The sequence below is a fragment of the Microbacterium sp. zg-Y818 genome (assembly GCF_030246905.1).
Taxonomy (GTDB): Bacteria; Actinomycetota; Actinomycetes; order Actinomycetales; family Microbacteriaceae; genus Microbacterium.
On the sequence record NZ_CP126741.1, the window covers coordinates 491155 to 508970 of the forward strand.

Sequence of the window (17816 nt, forward strand, 5' to 3'; positions counted from 1 at the left end):
TTGATCGCCACTGGCACCTCCAGAGAGTTGTCGGACGCGCCGGGTGGGCCACTGTCGGTGACTTCGGCGACACCTGAACGTATCCGCCGATTGTTGCCTGCGTGTTACCGGTATGCAACTCGCCGCACCGCGAATCTCCCAGCCGGGCTGGGGAATGCTTGGCGCCGCGGCGCGATTAGACTCATCAAGATGTGTGGAGGAACGGCATGAGCGAGCACAACGATCCCTTCGGTTTCGTCGGACTGACCTATGACGATGTGCTGCTGTTGCCGAGGCACACCGATGTCATCCCCAGCGAGGCGGATACGTCTTCGCGCGTGACGCGGCGCATCACCGTCGCCACGCCCCTGATCGCCGCGGCCATGGACACCGTGACCGAGGCGCGCATGGCGATCGCCGTCGCCCGCGAGGGGGGACTCGGCATCATCCACCGCAACCTCTCCATCGAGGATCAGGCGGCCATGGTCGACCGGGTCAAGCGCAGCGAGTCGGGCATGATCACCGACCCGATCACGACGACCCCCGATGCGTCGATCGAAGAGGTCGACGCGATGTGCGCCCAGTACCGCATCTCGGGCCTGCCGGTCATCGACGACGACGGGCGCCTGCTGGGCATCATCACCAACCGTGACATGCGCTTCGTCTCCGGCTTCGAGCGGCAGACCACCAAGGTGCGCGATGTCATGACCAGCGAGGGCCTCATCACCGGCAAGGTCGGCATCGGCGCGAACGACGTCATCGCACTCTTCGCCCACCACCGCGTCGAGAAGCTGCCGCTCATCGACGACGACGGCAGGCTCGCCGGGCTCATCACGATCAAGGACTTCGACAAGAGCGAGAAGTATCCGCTGGCCACCAAGGACGAGCACGGTCGCCTCCGCGTCGGCGCGGCGATCGGGTTCTTCGGTGACGCGTGGGAGCGCGCCGAGGCGCTGCGCGACGCGGGCGTGGACGTCGTGGTCGTCGACACCGCCAACGGCCAGTCCGCGGGCGTCATCGACATGGTGCGGCGCATCAAGGCCGACCCGACCTTCGACCACATCGACGTCATCGGCGGCAACGTCGCCACCCGCGAGGGCGCTCAGGCGCTCATCGACGCGGGCGTGGATGCCGTGAAGGTGGGCGTCGGCCCGGGATCGATCTGCACCACGCGCGTCGTCGCCGGCGTCGGCGTGCCGCAGGTGACCGCCGTGTACGAGGCGTCGCTGGCCGCCCGCGAAGCCGGCGTGCCGGTGATCGCGGACGGCGGGCTGCAGTACTCCGGTGACATCGCCAAGGCCCTCGTCGCGGGAGCCGACAGCGTGATGATCGGGTCGCTCTTCGCCGGCACCGACGAGTCGCCGGGCGAGATCGTCTTCGTCGGCGGCAAGCAGTACAAGCAGTACCGCGGCATGGGGTCGCTCGGTGCGCTGCAGACGCGCGGCAAGAAGACGTCGTACTCGAAGGACCGTTACTTCCAGGCCGACGTGCCGACCGACGACAAGCTCATCCCCGAGGGGATCGAGGGTCAGGTCGTCTACCGCGGACCGGTGTCGGCGGTGGCCTACCAGCTCGTGGGTGGCCTGCGGCAGTCGATGTTCTACGTCGGCGCCCGCACCGTGGAGGAGCTGAAGGCGCGCGGCAAGTTCGTGCGCATCACCCCCGCCGGGCTCAAGGAGTCGCACCCCCACGACGTGCAGATCGTGGTCGAGGCCCCGAACTACCGCACCTGACCCCGCGCGCGAGTGAGTATCCGCGGTCGCGAGTGAGTATTCGTAGCGCGCAGTGAGCGTTCGCGCCCTCGAGTGAGTACTCGCTCAACGGCCGTGGCAGAGGGGGCGGGTAGGCTGGAGGAGTGAGCATGGAGATCGAGATCGGCCGCGCCAAGCGGGCCCGCCGCGCGTACGCCTTCGACGACATCGCCGTGGTGCCGTCCCGACGCACCCGCAACCCCGAGGACGTCTCGACGGGCTGGGCGATCGATGCGTTCCAGTTCGACATCCCGGTGCTCGCAGCTCCCATGGACTCCGTCGTCAGCCCCCGCACCGCGATCATGCTGGGCCAGCTCGGCGGCCTCGGGGTGCTCGACCTCGAGGGCCTGTGGACGCGGTACGACGACCCCGACCCGCTCCTCGCCGAGATCGCGACGCTCCCCGACGCCGAGGCCACCCGGCGCATGCAGGAGCTGTACGCCGAGCCCATCAAGCCCGAGCTCATCCGCGACCGGCTCGCCGAGATCCGCGCCGCCGGCGTCACCGTCGCCGGCGCCCTCACCCCACAGCGCACGCAGCAGCTGTACGAGACCGTCGTCGCCGCGGGCGTCGACCTCTTCGTCATCCGCGGCACGACCGTCTCGGCCGAGCACGTCTCGAGCGTCGACGCGCCCCTGAACCTCAAGAAGTTCATCTACGACCTCGATGTGCCCGTCATCGTCGGCGGCGCCTCCACCTACACCGCAGCCCTGCACCTCATGCGCACCGGCGCCGCCGGCGTGCTCGTCGGCTTCGGCGGGGGAGCGGCATCCACCACGCGCGCCACCCTCGGTGTGCACGCGCCCATGGCCACGGCCGTCGCCGACGTCGCCGGCGCACGCCGCGACTACCTCGACGAGTCGGGCGGCCGCTACGTGCACGTCATCGCCGACGGCGGCGTGGGTACCTCCGGAGACATCGTGAAGGCGCTGGCGATGGGGGCGGATGCCGTCATGCTCGGCGTGGCCCTCGCACGCGCGACCGACGCGCCCGGCCGCGGATACCACTGGGGCCCCGAAGCGCACCACTCCCGCCTGCCGCGCGGCAGTCGCATCCGCGTCGATCAGAAGGTCGACCTCGAGTCCGTGCTCTACGGGCCGGCTCCCGTCGCCGACGGCACTGCGAACCTCATCGGCGCGCTGAAGAAGTCCATGGCGACCACCGGCTACTCGGATCTCAAGGAGTTCCAGCGCGTCGAGGTCGTCGTCGCGCCGTATCGATCCAGATGAGCGTGAGCAACCCGTCGACGGGCCCGGCGACGACGTCGGCCCCTGACCCGGTGACCCGGCCAGGCGACGCCACACCCGGCGCCGCCGCGCTGCCGCAGTTCCCGCCGACCCTGCGTGAGGTCATGCTGCGGCCCTGGTGGCTGGGCATGCTCGTCGTCGCGCTCGCCGTAGCCGGCATCTTCGCCTGGCTCGGCCAATGGCAGCTGGGAAACGCGATCGACACCGATCCGCCGCCCCCCGGAATGACCGAGCAGCTGCGGCCGCTGGCCGAGGTCGCCGGCCCCGGCGAGTACCTGCCCGAGCCGCTCGTGGGCCAGCGGGTCGAGGCCTCGGGACACTGGATGCCGGGGGATTTCGTCCCCGTCGCATCCCGCTTCAACGACGGCGTCGAGGGCTACTGGGTCACCGGACAGCTGCGGCTGGACGAAGCCACGACCGGCACCGGCGAGCCGACGTCGCTGGCCGTCGCCGTCGGCTGGGCGCCCACCGAAGCCGACGCGCAGGCCGCGATCGAAACCCTCGAGGCTCAGGCCGAAGCCGACCCGGATGCCGCCGTGCAGCTCACCGGGCGTCTGATCTCCGACGAGGGGCCGGGAGTCCCGCCGCGGGGCGCCGACCCGCAGACGATGACCCGGATGTCGCCCGCGGCCCTGCTGGCCCACTGGCACGACGTCGAGGGACTCGACGTGTACCGCGCCTACCTCACCGCGGCCGAGCCGCTCGGCGGACTCGAGGCGATCGCGTCGCCCGCGCCCGCGGAAGGCTCGACCGTCAACTGGCTGAACATCTTCTATGCGGCCGAGTGGGTCATCTTCGCGGGCTTCGCGTTCTACATGTGGTACCGCCTGGCGCGCGACGCATGGGAGAAGGAAGTCGAAGAGCTCGAGGAGCAGCAGGCAGCGGCATCCGCCCCCTGACCGCCGCGTGCCGGCCCCGCGCGGCCCCGCGAGGCCCCGGGCGGCGCGTCGGCCGACGTGGGCGCGACGGTAGGATGGAAGCCATGCCGGCCCCCAAACTCGCGTCCTTCCCAGCGATCCGCTCGGCGCTGAAGTTCTACCAGATCGCGTCGGTGATCACCGGTGTCGGACTGCTCCTGCTGCTGGCCGAGATGATCCTCAAGTACTCGCCGCTGCACGTCGAACTGTTCGCCGGCGGATCCGGCGGCCTGCTGTGGTTCGCCACCGTCATCGTCGGCCCCGACTGCCAGTGGTTCTCGCTCTTCTTCCCGGGCAGCGACCAGTGCGAGATGATCTCCACCGGCGACGGCCTCAACCTGTCGCTGGGCATCCTCGTCGTGCACGGCTGGTTCTACGTCGTGTACCTCTTCGCCTGCTTCCGCGTGTGGAGCCTCATGCGCTGGAACTTCAGGCGCTTCCTCGTCCTCGCCCTCGGCGGTGTCGTGCCGCTGCTGTCGTTCTTCATGGAGACGCGCGTCGCCCGGGAGGTCAAGACCTACCTCGCCGAGCGGGAAGCCTCTGAAGCCGCGGCATCCGCTCCCATCCCCGCCACGGAAGGCAACCGTTGACCGCTCAGACCGAAACCTCGCAGCGTCCCGTGCTGGTCGTCGACTTCGGCGCCCAGTACTCCCAGCTCATCGCCCGGCGCGTCCGCGAGGCGGGCGTCTACAGCGAGATCGTGCCGCACACCGCGACGGCTGCCGAGATCGCAGCCAAGCACCCCGTCGGTCTGATCCTTTCGGGCGGACCCGCGTCGGTCTACGAGCCCGGCGCCCCGAGCCTCGACCCGGAGGTGTTCGACCTCGGAGTCCCGACCCTGGGCATCTGCTACGGCTTCCAGGTGATGGCGCAGGCCCTCGGCGGCGAGGTCGCCAACACCGGGCTGCGCGAGTACGGCGCGACGGATGCCACGCTCAACGGTGACGGCGGCGTGCTGCTGTCCGGCCAGCCCGCGGCGCAGAACGTCTGGATGAGCCACGGCGACCAGGTCGCCGCCGCCCCCGAAGGCTTCGAGGTGCTCGCGTCGACGGAAGCCACCCCGGTGGCCGCCTTCGGCAGCGACGAGCGGCGGATGTACGGCGTGCAGTGGCATCCCGAGGTCAAGCACAGCGACCACGGACAGAACGTGCTGGAGAACTTCCTGCACAAGGCCGCGGGGCTCCCCGCCGACTGGAACAGCGGCAACGTCATCGCCGAGCAGGTCGCGAAAATCCGCGAGCAGATCGGCACCGGCCGGGTCATCTGCGGGCTCTCCGGCGGCGTCGACTCCGCCGTGGCCGCCGCGCTCGTGCACAAGGCCGTCGGTGACCAGCTCGTGTGCATCTTCGTCGACCACGGACTGCTGCGTAAGGGTGAGCGGGAGCAGGTCGAGCAGGACTACGTCGCCTCGACCGGCGTGCGCCTGGTCACCGTGGATGCGCGCGAGCGGTTCCTCACGGCGCTCGCGGGCGTCAGCGACCCGGAGCAGAAGCGCAAGATCATCGGGCGGGAGTTCATCCGCACGTTCGAGCAGGCCGAAGCGGCGCTCGTCGCCGAAGCCGCGGCCGACGGCGAGCCCATCCGCTTCCTCGTGCAGGGGACGCTGTACCCCGACGTCGTGGAGTCCGGCGGCGGCGCCGGCACCGCCAACATCAAGAGCCACCACAACGTGGGCGGGCTTCCCGAGGACCTGCAGTTCGAACTCGTCGAGCCGCTGCGCACCCTCTTCAAGGACGAGGTGCGCGCGATCGGCCGCGAGCTCGGCCTGCCCGAGGTCATCGTCGGTCGCCAGCCGTTTCCGGGCCCCGGCCTCGGCATCCGCATCGTCGGTGAGGTCACCGCTGACCGCCTCGAGATTCTGCGTGACGCCGACGCCATCGCCCGCGAGGAGCTGACCAAGGCGGGCCTGGACGACGAGATCTGGCAGTGCCCCGTGGTGCTCTTGGCCGACGTCCGCTCGGTGGGCGTGCAGGGCGACGGCCGCACCTACGGCCACCCGATCGTGCTGCGCCCGGTCTCCAGCGAGGACGCCATGACGGCCGACTGGACGCGCCTGCCCTACGACGTGCTGTCGAAGATCTCCAACCGCATCACCAACGAGGTGCGCGAGGTCAACCGGGTCGTGCTCGACGTGACGAGCAAGCCCCCCGGGACCATCGAGTGGGAGTGAGCGCATGACGGATGCCGCGGCCTGAGGGTCGCGGCATCCGTCGTTTCCGGCGGGCGCGGCGTCGCGGTTCGGAGGAGACCCAGCGGGCGTGGGGGAGGATGGACGGATGAGTGAATCCGCGCTGCCCGACGCCGACTACCTCGTGCTCGCGAGCAGGCTGATCCCCGACCGCGACGGCGGCTTCACCATCTCGGTGCTGCGCCGTGCCGGCGACATGGCCGCCGCCGGTGCACGCGTGCGCCTGCTGACGGTGGATCCCGGCGAGCAGGAAGAGCACGACCGCGACCGCGCCGAATGGGTGCGACGGGGGCTGCTCGGCGCCCCCGAAGACCTGCGGAACCTCTTCGACGACGCCCGGGCGGATGCCGCCTGGCTGCGCGCCGCGGCGCTGCCGCTTCCTGTGCCCGCGTCTGCACCCGGCGCCGACGTCGGCAGCCGCGCCATCCGCGACGCCGCGGGCCGCACGGTGCTCGAGCTCCCGGTGATCGCCGGCGACCCCGCGTGGCACCTGAGCGAGGCCCCGGTCGTGGTGTGGTCGGCGGACGGCGCCGAGCCGATCGGCTGGCTGCCCGGGTTCGGCGGGCTGTACCGGGCGTGGCTGAACGCCCTCGCGGCCGAGACCCGGCGCGACACGGTCGTGATCTGCGAGGCGCGTCAGGTGGGCGAGGTTCTGGTGGCCGACGCGCCGCCGCAGCTGGATCCCGGCATCCGATTGGTGCACACCACGCACGCCTGCCACGTGCAGGCGCCGTTCACCTGGGATGCCCCGATGGATGCCGCATGGACGCGCTGGTTCGACGTCGCCGACCGGTTCGACGGCGTGCTGTGGCTGACGGCGAGCCAGCGGGCCGATGTGGAACGGCGGGTGAGCGGCATCCGCTCGTTCGTCGTGCCGCACCCGGCGCCGGCGGGGCTTGCGAACGACCCGGTGCCCGGCCGCATCGTGATGCTGAACACCCTCAGCGCCCGCAAGCGCGTGGATGACGCGATCCGCGCCCTGGCGACGGTGCGGGCCTCGGTGCCGCACGCCGAGCTGCACGTGTACGGCGACGGGCCGGAGTGCGCCGCCCTCGTCGCCATGGCGGACTCGCTCGGTCTCGGCGATGCGGTGTTCTTCCACGGTCACACGGCGGACCCTGAGGTCGCATGGGCGACGGCGGACCTGTTCGTGCTCACCAGCACGAACGAGGGGCAGCCGCTGGTGGTCCTGGAGGCCCTCGGTCACGGTGTGCCGGTCGTGGCGTACGACATCCCCTACGGTCCTCGCGACACCCTCGCCCGCGGCGGCGGAATGCTCGTGCCCGACGGCGGCGTCGATGCCCTCGCCGGTGCGCTGACGGCGCTGCTGACCGGCCCCGGGGTGAGGGCGTGGCTGGCGGATGCCGCCCGCGCCGCGGCCGCAGGGATGGATGCCGCCGCCTCGATGCGCGCCCTCGCCGCCGCCGTGCGCGCAGCCCTCGACGCCCCCGCCCCCCGCCCCGGCCGCTGACCCGCGCCCCGCGCCGCCGCCCTCCGATCGCTGAGACGAATGCGGGCGGACGAGACCGTGGGGTTTCCCCATGTCCTCGGCCGTCAGTTGTCGTCTCACGGTGCGGGATGCCGGCGACGCAACGAGAAAGGGCCGCCCCGAGGGGCGGCCCTTTCGACGAACGACGCGGGTGTTACTCGCTGCCGCGCAGGATCGCGAGGATCCGCAGGATCTCGACGTACAGCCACACGACGGTGACCATGATGCCGAAGGCAGCCATCCAGGCGAACTTGCGGGGTGCGCCGTTGCGCACGCCCTGCTGCACCTGGTCGAAGTCGAGCACCAGCGAGTAGGCGGCCATGATGACCACGAACACACCGATGAGAACGCCCCACGGAATGCCGAAGAGGAAGCTCGGCTCGCTGCGCATGCCGAACATCGCGGTCTCGGGCATGATGCCCGTGAGCATCAGCACGACGTTCAGCAGCGAGAAGACCAGGTAGCCGATCATCGCGATCATGAAGATCTTGGTGGCCTTCTTCGACGCGCGCACCTTGCCGCTGGCGAAGAGGGCGAGGGTCACACCCACGACCGCGAGGGTCGCGAGGGTCGCCTGCATCACGATGCCGGGGAAGATCAGCTCGAAGTACGCCGAGATGCCACCGACGAACAGGCCCTCGAAGGCCGCGTAGGCGAAGATGAGGCCGGGGCGGATCTTCTTGCGCGACGAGAAGATGACGACCATCGCGAGGACGAAGCCACCGAGGGCGCCGATGATCCACGGCATCATGGTGGGGCCGGCGTCCGGCAGCGGCGACAGGGTCCACACCCAGCCGACGACGGCGGTGGCCAGCAGGATCGCGAAGAGGCCCACGGTCTTGACGACGGTGTCCTCGACGGTCATGCGGTCGGTCTCGACCGCGCCGGCCGACGGAGCGGCGTACATGCCCTCCATCTGTGCCTGGGCGGCGACGTCGACGCCCTGGTGCTGAGCGGCGGCGTACTGGGTCTGCGTGCCGGAAGCGGCCGGCGGCGTCAAGCCGGGTCGCTGCTCCTGGAACGCCGGGTTGGCGAATGCGGGGTTGTTGAGGGCCACGTGCTCTCTCACACTCCAAAGTCGGGTTTGCGACACAGCGCCGTGCTGTGTGCACTCCACAGTAACGGACACGTATGACGCGAGTACGGAATATCGCTGTGAGCGAGCTTTGAAGGCATGATGGCCCCGCCCGGTGCGGGTCCGCGCCCGGCCTCCAGCGGCCCCCGCGCGTAGCCTGGAGGGATGCCGCGCCCCCGTCCCCTCGTCATCGGCCACCGCGGTGCGCCCGGCTATCGACCAGAGCACAGCCGGTCGTCGTACGACCTCGCGCTGGCCACGGGCGCCGACGCCGTTGAGCCCGATGTCGTCGTCAGTCGCGACGGGGTGCTCATGGTGCGGCACGAGAACGAGATCTCGGGCACGACCGATGTCGCCGATCGTCTCGAGTACGCCGATCGTCGCACCACGAAGACCATCGACGGCGAGCAGCTGACCGGCTGGTTCACCGAGGATTTCACGGCGGACGAGCTTTGCGGCCTGCACTGCCGCGAACGGCTGCCGAAGCTGCGTCCTGCCAGTGCCGCCCTCGACGACCGGGAGCAGGTGCTGCGGCTGCGTGACGTGCTGGACCTCGTGCGGGACGCCGCCCGCGTGCAGGGCCGGCCGATCGGCGTCGTCGTGGAGATCAAGCACGCGACGTACTTCGCAGGCCTGGGCTGGGACGTGGCCGAGCTGGTCGAGGCGGAACTGCGCGCGGCGGGCTGGGATGAGGGGGAGCTGCCGCTCGTCGTCGAGTCGTTCGAGTCGACGGTGCTCGCCCGGCTGCGCCGAAGCGGCATCCCGGCGGACCTCATCTATCTGCTCGAAGCGGCGGGCAAGCCCTTCGACCTCGTCGCCGGGCTCGGCGCCGACGCTCCCGACTACGCCGACACCGTCACCCCGGCGGGGCTCGATGCCCTGGTCGGACGGGTCGAGGGGATCAGTGTCGACAAGCGCATGATCCTCGCCCCCGACGCGCTCGGCCGCCCCACGGGGCCGGCGCCGTTCGTCGCCGACGCGCACGCGCGGGGCCTGCGCGTCTTCACCTGGACCGCCCGCCCCGAGAACGCCTTCCTGCTGGCGCGCTTCCGCAGGCACGGCGGCAAGGCCGCGTTCGGCGACTACGAAGGGGAGTGGCAGGTGCTGGCGGATGCCGAGGTCGACGGCGTCTTCGTCGACCACACCGACCTCGGGGTGGCGTTCTTCCACGGCGCCTGAGATCTCGGTCACCGCCGGTCGGCGGCGAAATCGCGACGCTCCGCTAGGGTGACGCTCGTGACCACACCCGGAATAGTGGCGCGCGGCGTCCGACGGTCGTTCGGAGACGTCCACGCCGTGCGCGACGTGACGCTGGAAGCCCGCGAAGGGGCGGTGACGGGCCTGGTCGGCCCCAACGGCTCCGGCAAGACCACCCTCATGCTCATGCTGGCCTCGCTCCTGGCCCCCGACGCCGGCGAGGTGCGGATCGGGGGCGTCCACCCGGTCGCCGATCCCGCCGCCGCGCGGCGCCTTCTCGGCTGGATGCCGGACGCCCTCGGCGCCTGGCCCTCTCTCACCGCTCGGGAGACGATCGCCGTCACGGGGGAGCTCTACGACCTGCCGCGGCCGCAGGCGAAGGCGCGCGCGGCGGAGCTGCTGCGCGACCTCGGGCTGGAGGGCCTCGCCGACGCACCCGCACGGGTGCTCTCGCGAGGGCAGAAGCAGAAGCTGGGCCTTGCGCGCGCGCTGGTGCACGACCCGCGGGTGCTGCTGCTGGACGAGCCCGCCTCAGGGCTCGACCCGCAGGCCCGCATCGACCTGCGCGTGCTGCTGCGGCGCTTCGCAGCCGAGGGGCGCACCGTGCTGATCTCCAGCCACATCCTCTCGGAGCTCGAAGAAGTGATCGACGACGCGGTGTTCCTCGTCGCCGGTGAGACGGTGAGCTCGGAGCGGGTGGCGGTCGCGGCATCCCGCACGCGCACGTGGCGCATCCGCCTGGCCGACCGCGACGGCGTCGCCGCTGTGCTGCCGGTGGCCGCCGCGCTGGGGCTGGATGCCGGCACCCTCCCCACCGACCGGCGCGACGTGCTGGTCGGGTTCGCCTCCGACGCGGATGCCGCGCGGGGGCTCGCCGCCCTCGTCGCCGGGGGACTGCCGGTGGCGGAGTTCTCCGCCGCGACCGGCATGCTCGAGCACACTTTCCTGGATCTGCGCGAGCAGCCGGGCGCCCCGGGAGGAGCAGCATGAACGGCCGGCGCATCGGTGTCCTCGTCCGTCTCGAGCTGATCCAGCGGATGCGGTCGGTCGCCTGGTATGTGCTGCTCGGGGTGTTCGCCGTGCTGCTGGTCGGCGTGACCGCACTGGCCTTCCTGGCCTGGGGCGGCAGCGATGACCGCGGCGCCGGGATCTACTCCACGGTCGTCCTCATCACCCTGCTGCTGGCTCTGCTGGTGTCGCCGACGCTCAGCGGCAACTCCATCAACGGCGACCGGGATGCCGCGACCCTCGCCCCGGTTCAGGTGACGCTCGCCACGACGGGCGAGATCCTGCTCGGGCGGTTCCTCGCCGCGTGGGCGACGGGCCTGGCGTTCGCGGTCGTGGCGGCGCCCTTCCTCGTGGTCGCGACCCTCGCGGGCGGCGTCAGCCCCGTGACGGTGATCGTCTCGCTCGCCGTGCTCATCGTCGAGATCGGGGTGGTGGCGGCGCTCGGCACGGCGCTCAGCGGCATCCTCGCCCGGCCGCTCTTCTCGGTCGCCACGACCTACCTCGTGGTGGCAGCGCTCGTGATCGGCACACCCATCACGGTGGGGCTCGTCGCGTTCAGCGTGCGCAGCGAGGTGGTGTCGTCGTATCGGGTCGTCGAGTACACCGAGGCCGGCGGCGTGACCTGCACCGACGAGTGGGAGACGAGCGTCTACGAGATCCCGCGGCCCGACACCGTGTGGTGGGTGCTCGCGGCGAACCCGTTCGTCGTGCTCGCCGACGCGATCCCGACGCAGTTCGAGCGGGGCGGTTGGCCGGTCGACCTCTTCGGGCAGCTCAAGCTCGTGGTGCGCTCGATCCAGCAGCCGCCCGAGCTGGAGCAGCGATACGACGAGTGTGCGCCGTCGACAGGGGACGACACGACGCCGCGCGACATCATCGCCGAGACGGTGCCGAGCTGGTTCGTCGGTCTCGGGGTGCAGCTGCTGCTCGCCGGCGGACTGATGGCGTGGGCCTACCGGCGCACGCGCACCCCGGCACGCACGCTGCCGCGCGGTACCCGCATCGCCTGACCGACGGGCACGCACGGATGCCGCCGGTCGCGAGAGGGCGACGGGCGGCATCCGGTGTGTCAGGCGCGGTGTGTCAGGCGCCGTGGGCGATGAGCCAGCTCTCGCCGTTGACGTAGCCGTTGTTCACCTGGATCTCGAGGTGCAGGTGCGCCCCGAACGCGCGGCCGGTCTCGCCGACCTGCCCGATGACCTGGCCGGCGGACACGCGATCGCCCACTTGCACCGTGCGGGTGCCGTAGGTCATGTGGGCGTACAGCGAGGTGACACTCACGCCGTTGATGTTGTGCGCGATCTTGACGTAGACACCCCAGCCGGGGCCGCTCTCAGATGACTCGATCACGACGCCGTCGGCGATCGACATGATGGGGGTGCCGGCACCGACCATGTAGTCCACGCCGCGGTGGCCGGCATAGGGCGTGCCGAAGTTGTTGAAGTACGGAAGCGGCCGGACGACACCGCCGCCGGCGGGGATGGCGGAGGTGACCGCTGCCAGCTGGCCGTTGGTGACCGCGGCGGCGAGCCGGGCGCGCTCAGCCTGCGCCGCGGCCTCCTCAGCCTGCTTGACCGCAGCGATCTCCTCGGGCGTCGTGGCGGCGTAGGAGAGGCGGTCGAGGGCGACGGCCTCGGGCTCCGAGGCGACGACGAGCGACTGTGTCTCTTCGGGTGCCACTGCGTCGGACGCGGTCACCAGCGTGGAGGAGTCGTCGGCGGCACCTCGACCCCGGTCGACGGAGGTGTCGGCGGGCTGCGCAGCGGTGTCGGACACGTCGTGGATCGTCACGGCAGCGGCCGGCATGGCGGTGGTTCCAGCCAGGCTCACCACGACGGTCACGGCGAAGGCGGCGTGGAGGGCGCGTCGGCCGGAGCCGGGCGTGCGGTCCGCCGCCCGCCCGGTCACCAGGATCGTCCACCGTTCCCGGGCCGCACGTGCGGCGGCGATGCGGGCGGATCGGCGCGTGGAAGCAGGGGTGGGGCTGGAGGAAGTGGTGTGCTCGGTCAAACGATGGCCTCTGGGCTCGAGGAGCCCGCGGATCGGCGCCGTCGGGTCGGCGCGAGGGATGCCACGGAGTTCTTCGGTCGCGGCGCGTACGTAACAATGGTGTCACGATGAACCTGTACGGAGCCTCCGAGAGGCGTAGCTTGCGCTAAGCGGATCGTCAACCGGATGCGGTCGGCGACGCAGTCGTCGATCCTGGCGAAGGAGAGGAGCACGCCATGAGCAACAACCTGCCCGACCTGCCCGACGAGGAGCGCCCCGTCGATCCGGCCGTCGAGAGCCTGTTCGCAGACCCCCAGCTCGATGACGAACGGCCCGTGCCGTTCGATGAAGAAGACGACGTCGCCCTCGAGATCGAGAGCCAGGACCTCGGCTCGTGACGCGGGGGCGCGAGGTCGTCTGACCGGCAACATCGCGCCCGGTCGCGCGGCGGTCGCACGCCGCCTGCGCTCGGCGGGCGGGGAGGTCGTCGCGCTGTCAAGGCTCGTGCTGGCAGCCAAGACCGCCGTGGCCGCCGCCGTCGCGTGGTATCTCGCACCCGCCGTTCCCTTCGCCGACGCGGAGTACTCGTACTACGCCCCCATGGGGGTGCTGGTGAGCATGTACCCGACCGTTGCGGACTCCGCTCGTGCGGGTGTGCAAGCCCTCGGCGGACTGGCGCTGGGCATCGTCCTCGGCTTCGGCGGGCTCGCCGCCGTCACCGCCGGCGCGCCGGCGGTCGCGGCGATCGCGCTGGTCATCGGCGCCGGCGTCGCCCTCGGCGGCATCCAGGGCCTCGGGGCGGGGCGCGACTGGATCGCCATCGCGGGCCTGTTCGTGCTGCTGCTCGGCGGGGGGCACGCCGATGAGTTCTCCCTGTCATACCTGCTGACGATGGCCTTCGGCGTGCTGGTGGGGATCGCGGCGAACTACCTGCTGCTGCCGCCGCTGTACCTGCGCGAGGCGGGCGCGCAGCTGACGGTCCTCCGCGAGCGGCTCGCGCTCAGCCTGGAAAGGCTTGCCGACGACGTGGAGGCGGGCGGCGTCGACCCCGAGCGTCTCGACCGCGAGTCCGACGAGCTGGCATCGCTCGCCGGGGCCGTGGCAGCGGGGGTGGGTGAGGCCGGACGCAGCGTGCGGGGCAACCCGCGGGGGCGTCGTCGGGCGACGGAGCAGGAGCAGAACGATCGCGCCTGGTCGTCCCTGGAACGGGCGACACTGCTCACGCGTGAGGTGACGGAGGTCTTGGCCCGGCGACCGCAGGTGACGCAGGAGGGCGGCCGCGGGCGTGATCGGCAGCTCAGCGCTGCGCTGCGCGACTGCGGCGACCTGCTCGCGGCGGGCGCGTCAGCGGATGCGATGACCGACGCTGCAGATCGGGCCTCGGCGGCCGTCACGCGGTATGCCCGAGCGGTCGTCGCGCAGACGGATGACACCGCCCAGCCCGACTCGGCATTCGCCGTGGCCGGCCACCTCAGCCGCATCGTGCAGCTGTGCGGGCCGGCAGAGGTACGGGGCTGAGCGGCGTCACTGCGTCATTCGGAGTCGGTGGTCTCCGCGTCGATGTCGTCGCCTTCGGCCTGCGAGGGGTGACCCATCGCGTCGTCCGTCCCGGACTGCTCCGAGGGGCGGTCCGGGTCGTCGCCTTCGGCCTGGCTGGGGTGCGAGTTGTCCGTGTCCATGCTGCTCCTCTTTCGATCGGGCATCAGTGGCGTCGACGCTAGGGGCACGGCGCGGCGGCGGCGAAGGGATTGACGCGGGGCCCGCGCGGGAGTACCCGTGTCACGCCTCGCCGGCGCGTCGCGCGTGTTCGACCGCCGCTACCACGCCGGCGGTCCACGGCTCGCCGTGCCCGGGCAGCACGGTGCGGGCGCCGGTGTCCGCGAGGGCTGAGAGCGAGGCCAGTGCGGCGTCGGGGTCAGCCGTCGCCGCATTCGCGACGATGCGCGGGCCGACGGCGCCGGTATAGGGGTCGAGGGTCACCAGCGCATCGCCCGAGAGCAGCACACCGGCGCCGGGGAGCAGCAGCGCGCAGTGCCCCTCGGTGTGCCCGGGCGTGAACACCGGAACCGGGGCCCCGGGCACCCCCAGCGGCACTCCTGGAACGAGGGTCCCCGCGGCCTCGATGCCTCTGACATTCAGGGCTCCGGCGGCGGTCATGCGGGCGATCACCGGGATGGCGCGAGGATGCCGCAAGGGGTAGACCCAGCGTGGGGCGGCGTGGCGATAGCGATACGGATGCCGCGCCAGGCGGCGGTCGAGCTCGTGCACGTGATGGGCCACGCCGTGGCCATCGACGAGGCGTCGCGACATGCCGACGTGGTCGAAGTGACCATGGGTGAGCACAACGGCGTCGATGTCGGACGGCTCCGCCTCGAACTCGGCCAGGAGCGCGACGAGATCGCGCCACATGGCGGGTAGACCCGCGTCGATGAGCGTCATGCCGGCGGCATCGCGGATGAGGTAGCAGTTCACGTCGGCGCGGGTGAGGCGGTGAACGCCGGGGGCGATCTCGGTGCGCGAGCGGGCGGGAGCGGCCATGTCGCCAGGCTGATCGGCCTGGGCCCCCGGAGCCACGGGCTTGACCCCCGCAGGACGGCGGTGATAGCGCTCCGGTGAGGGGTCGTCAAGTCGATGCAGGGGTGCGGCGTGCCAGGCGAAGCTGTGTCTCGTCGCTTTTCACAGACGGGAACCACCATGACGCTGCACGCCGCCGCGCAGACCCAGATTCATCACCGCCCCGCCGCACGCGGACCGCTGAGCGCTGCGATCGCGGAGCTGCTGGAGGACCCGGCGAAGGATGCCGCGGGCGTCGCGGCCCGCGCGGTGGCAGCCGTCGACGCGGCCGACGACGCCGTGCGCGACGACGACGTGCAGCTGTCGCTCTTCCTCCTCTATGCGCTCCACTACGGATCCCTCGGCGGTCTCCCCGAGTCTCGGGAGTGGGACCCCGAGTTGCTGGGGGCACGGCGCGTGCTCGAGGTGGCGTTCGAGGCGCGCCTGCGCACTGCGGTCGAGGTCCCAGAAGCCCCCGATGACGCGACCGCCGACGCCGTCGCGCGGCTGCTGTTCGCCTTCACCGCCCCGACGCCCGGGCCGAGCCTCGCGCGCCACGTCGCCAAGAGCGCGTCGGTGGAGCAGCTGCGCGAGTTCCTCATGCACCGCAGCATCTACACGCTGCGCGAGGCCGACCCGCACTCCTGGGTGATCCCCCGCCTGACCGGCCGCGCGAAGGCGGCGCTCATGGAGATCCAGTTCGACGAGTACGGCAGCGGCGACGCCGCGCGCGCCCACGCCGGCATCTTCGCCGAGGCGATGCGCGGGGCGGGCCTCGACGACACCTACGGCGCCTACGTCGACGCGGTGCCGGCGGTCACCCTGGCATCCCTCAACATGATGTCGATGTTCGGGCTGAACCGGCGCCTGCGCGGAGCCATCGTCGGCCATCTGGCCGCGTTCGAGATGACGTCGTCCATACCCAACAAGCACTACGCCGACGGCTTCCGGCGGGCCGGGTTCGGCGCCGATGTCACGGCGTACTTCGACGAGCACGTCGAAGCAGACGCCGTGCACGAGCAGATCGCCGGCCGCGACCTGGCCGGAGCACTCGCCGAGGATGAGCCCGAGCTGCTCCCCGACATCCTCTTCGGCGCCGCGGCATGCCTGACCGTCGACGGATGGGCGGGCGACCACATCCTGCAGGCCTGGAAGCAGGGCCGCTCGGCCCTGCGCGAGGGCTTCGTTGCCTCCCCCTGACCGCCCGCGCCTGAACGGCGAGTACGTGCTGCCGCTGCGGTGGGACGACGATGCCGACCTCGCGGAGCAGACGGCGTACCTGCGGGAGCTGGCCGGCGCCATCGACGTCACGGTCGTGGACGGCTCGGATGCCACGGCGTTCGCCGCACACCGCGAGGCGTGGCCGTTCGTGCGCCATGTCGCCCCGGTCGTGCCCGGCCGCAACGGCAAGGCCCGCGGCGCGATGACCGGCATCCGCCTGTCCCGTCACGAGAACGTCGTCATCGCGGATGACGACGTGCGCTACGACCGCGCCGGGCTCGCCGCGGTGCTCGACCGGCTGGAGCGCGCGGCATTCGTGCGGCTGCAGAACGTCTTCGAGCCCGCACCGTGGCATGCGCGCTGGGACACCGGACGGTCGCTCGTGAACCGGGCGCTCGGCGGGGACTTCTCCGGCACGGTCGCGCTGCGTCGCAGCGCGCTGCCGGCGCGGGGGTACGACACCGACGTGCTGTTCGAGAACCTCGAGCTCGAGCGCACCGTGCGCGCCGGCGGCGGGCGCGTCGACGTGGCATCCGACCTGTACGTCGCCCGCCGCCCGGCCGACGTGCGCCGGTTCTGGGAGCAGCGGGTGCGGCAGGCCTACGACGATTGGGCACAGCCGACGCGGCTGCTGCGGGAGCTCGCCTTGCTGCCGGCCGTCGCTTCGCTGGTGCGCGCCCGCGACGCGCGGGGGATCGCCGTATTCGCCGGCACGGTCGTCGCGCTCGCCGCCGTCGGCCGGGCGCGCGCCGGCGGGCGGGCGCACTTCCGCGCCTCCGACTGCCTGTGGGCGCTGCCCTGGGCGCTCGAGCGCTCCCTCACCGTCTGGATCGCCGTGCTGCTGCGCCTTCGCGGCGGCGTGCGCTATCGCGACGGACGCATCCACCGCGCGGCGACGCCGCTGCGCACCCTCAGGAGGACGACATGACCGCGGACGAGACCACCATCACCGCCTACCCCGACGGACCGCTCATCGTGCGCGGCGCGGTGACCTACCGCACCGAGGCGGGGGAGGAGATCCGCCAGCCGCGGCGGACCGCGGCCCTGTGCCGATGCGGCGTCTCGGCGATCAAGCCCTGGTGTGACGGCACCCACAAGCTCGTCGGGTTCACCACGACGCCGGAGCTGCCGGGGGAGTAGGGGTAGCGGCTGCGCCGGGTCGCGGGGCTGGGGCGCGCTGCCGCCACGGGGTGACAGGTCTG

The 17816-nt window shown here is 71.7% G+C and carries 18 protein-coding genes; 14 read left to right on the forward strand and 4 right to left on the reverse strand.

Annotation, left to right across the window (positions count from 1 at the left end; all coding sequences use genetic code 11):
- The first annotated feature begins 206 nt into the window (after positions 1–206).
- From guaB to QNO21_RS02210, 6 genes are all read left to right on the forward strand, one after another.
- Positions 207–1712, forward strand: coding sequence for an IMP dehydrogenase (guaB, locus tag QNO21_RS02185; RefSeq protein ID WP_257519672.1), 1506 nt, complete (start codon positions 207–209; stop codon positions 1710–1712).
- Positions 1713–1840: 128 nt separating this feature from the next.
- Positions 1841–2959, forward strand: a complete 1119-nt coding sequence (locus QNO21_RS02190) for a GuaB3 family IMP dehydrogenase-related protein (protein ID WP_257514928.1) — start codon at positions 1841–1843, stop codon at positions 2957–2959.
- A gap of 122 nt (positions 2960–3081) precedes the next feature.
- The gene (locus QNO21_RS02195) at positions 3082–3876 is read left to right on the forward strand and encodes an SURF1 family protein (RefSeq protein WP_257519720.1); all 795 of its coding nucleotides are present in this window, start codon (positions 3082–3084) and stop codon (positions 3874–3876) included.
- A gap of 83 nt (positions 3877–3959) precedes the next feature.
- Positions 3960–4484, forward strand: coding sequence for a DUF3817 domain-containing protein (locus QNO21_RS02200; protein ID WP_257519671.1), 525 nt, complete (start codon positions 3960–3962; stop codon positions 4482–4484).
- Positions 4481–6064 (forward strand): glutamine-hydrolyzing GMP synthase, encoded by a 1584-nt coding sequence (gene guaA, locus QNO21_RS02205; RefSeq protein WP_257514924.1) that lies wholly within the window; start codon positions 4481–4483, stop codon positions 6062–6064. Before QNO21_RS02200 ends, guaA begins: the two co-directional genes overlap by 4 nt.
- Positions 6065–6170: 106 nt before the next feature.
- Positions 6171–7553 (forward strand): glycosyltransferase, encoded by a 1383-nt coding sequence (locus tag QNO21_RS02210; RefSeq protein WP_257519670.1) that lies wholly within the window; start codon positions 6171–6173, stop codon positions 7551–7553.
- 172 nt (positions 7554–7725) lie between these two features.
- Here the strand turns inward: QNO21_RS02210 and QNO21_RS02215 are convergent, their stop codons facing one another.
- The gene (locus QNO21_RS02215) at positions 7726–8628 is read right to left on the reverse strand and encodes a Bax inhibitor-1/YccA family protein (RefSeq protein WP_257519719.1); all 903 of its coding nucleotides are present in this window, start codon (positions 8626–8628) and stop codon (positions 7726–7728) included.
- Between the two features lie 183 nt (positions 8629–8811).
- Here QNO21_RS02215 and QNO21_RS02220 point away from each other — a divergent pair, with 183 nt between their 5' ends.
- From QNO21_RS02220 to QNO21_RS02230, 3 genes are read left to right on the forward strand one after another with little or no spacing between them, the layout of a single operon-like run.
- Positions 8812–9825 (forward strand): glycerophosphodiester phosphodiesterase family protein, encoded by a 1014-nt coding sequence (locus QNO21_RS02220; protein ID WP_257519669.1) that lies wholly within the window; start codon positions 8812–8814, stop codon positions 9823–9825.
- 57 nt (positions 9826–9882) lie between these two features.
- Positions 9883–10833: an ABC transporter ATP-binding protein gene (locus QNO21_RS02225; RefSeq protein ID WP_257519668.1), complete on the forward strand. Its 951-nt coding sequence runs from the start codon at positions 9883–9885 to the stop codon at positions 10831–10833.
- Positions 10830–11861, forward strand: coding sequence for an ABC transporter permease (locus QNO21_RS02230; RefSeq protein ID WP_257519667.1), 1032 nt, complete (start codon positions 10830–10832; stop codon positions 11859–11861). Before QNO21_RS02225 ends, QNO21_RS02230 begins: the two co-directional genes overlap by 4 nt.
- Positions 11862–11934: 73 nt before the next feature.
- Here the strand turns inward: QNO21_RS02230 and QNO21_RS02235 are convergent, their stop codons facing one another.
- On the reverse strand, positions 11935–12861 hold the full coding sequence (locus tag QNO21_RS02235; RefSeq protein ID WP_257519666.1) for a M23 family metallopeptidase: 927 nt from the start codon (positions 12859–12861) through the stop codon (positions 11935–11937).
- 215 nt (positions 12862–13076) lie between these two features.
- Between QNO21_RS02235 and QNO21_RS02240 the strand changes: the two genes are divergently transcribed.
- Positions 13077–13238 carry a hypothetical protein gene (locus tag QNO21_RS02240; protein WP_257514640.1) on the forward strand — a complete coding sequence of 54 codons (162 nt, stop codon included), beginning with the start codon at positions 13077–13079 and terminating at the stop codon, positions 13236–13238.
- Positions 13239–13344: 106 nt separating this feature from the next.
- Positions 13345–14358 carry an aromatic acid exporter family protein gene (locus tag QNO21_RS02245; protein WP_257519665.1) on the forward strand — a complete coding sequence of 338 codons (1014 nt, stop codon included), beginning with the start codon at positions 13345–13347 and terminating at the stop codon, positions 14356–14358.
- Between the two features lie 14 nt (positions 14359–14372).
- Here the strand turns inward: QNO21_RS02245 and QNO21_RS02250 are convergent, their stop codons facing one another.
- Positions 14373–14519, reverse strand: a complete 147-nt coding sequence (locus tag QNO21_RS02250) for a hypothetical protein (protein ID WP_257514638.1) — start codon at positions 14517–14519, stop codon at positions 14373–14375.
- A gap of 100 nt (positions 14520–14619) precedes the next feature.
- The gene (locus QNO21_RS02255) at positions 14620–15378 is read right to left on the reverse strand and encodes an MBL fold metallo-hydrolase (RefSeq protein ID WP_257514637.1); all 759 of its coding nucleotides are present in this window, start codon (positions 15376–15378) and stop codon (positions 14620–14622) included.
- A 156-nt stretch (positions 15379–15534) separates the two neighbouring features.
- Here QNO21_RS02255 and QNO21_RS02260 point away from each other — a divergent pair, with 156 nt between their 5' ends.
- From QNO21_RS02260 to QNO21_RS02270, 3 genes are read left to right on the forward strand one after another with little or no spacing between them, the layout of a single operon-like run.
- Positions 15535–16593 carry an iron-containing redox enzyme family protein gene (locus QNO21_RS02260; RefSeq protein WP_257519664.1) on the forward strand — a complete coding sequence of 353 codons (1059 nt, stop codon included), beginning with the start codon at positions 15535–15537 and terminating at the stop codon, positions 16591–16593.
- The gene (locus QNO21_RS02265; protein WP_257519663.1) at positions 16580–17542 is read left to right on the forward strand and encodes a glycosyltransferase family 2 protein; all 963 of its coding nucleotides are present in this window, start codon (positions 16580–16582) and stop codon (positions 17540–17542) included. The genes QNO21_RS02260 and QNO21_RS02265 overlap by 14 nt, the downstream gene beginning before the upstream one ends.
- Positions 17539–17754: a CDGSH iron-sulfur domain-containing protein gene (locus QNO21_RS02270; RefSeq protein ID WP_257514634.1), complete on the forward strand. Its 216-nt coding sequence runs from the start codon at positions 17539–17541 to the stop codon at positions 17752–17754. Before QNO21_RS02265 ends, QNO21_RS02270 begins: the two co-directional genes overlap by 4 nt.
- Positions 17755–17816: the final 62 nt, after the last annotated feature.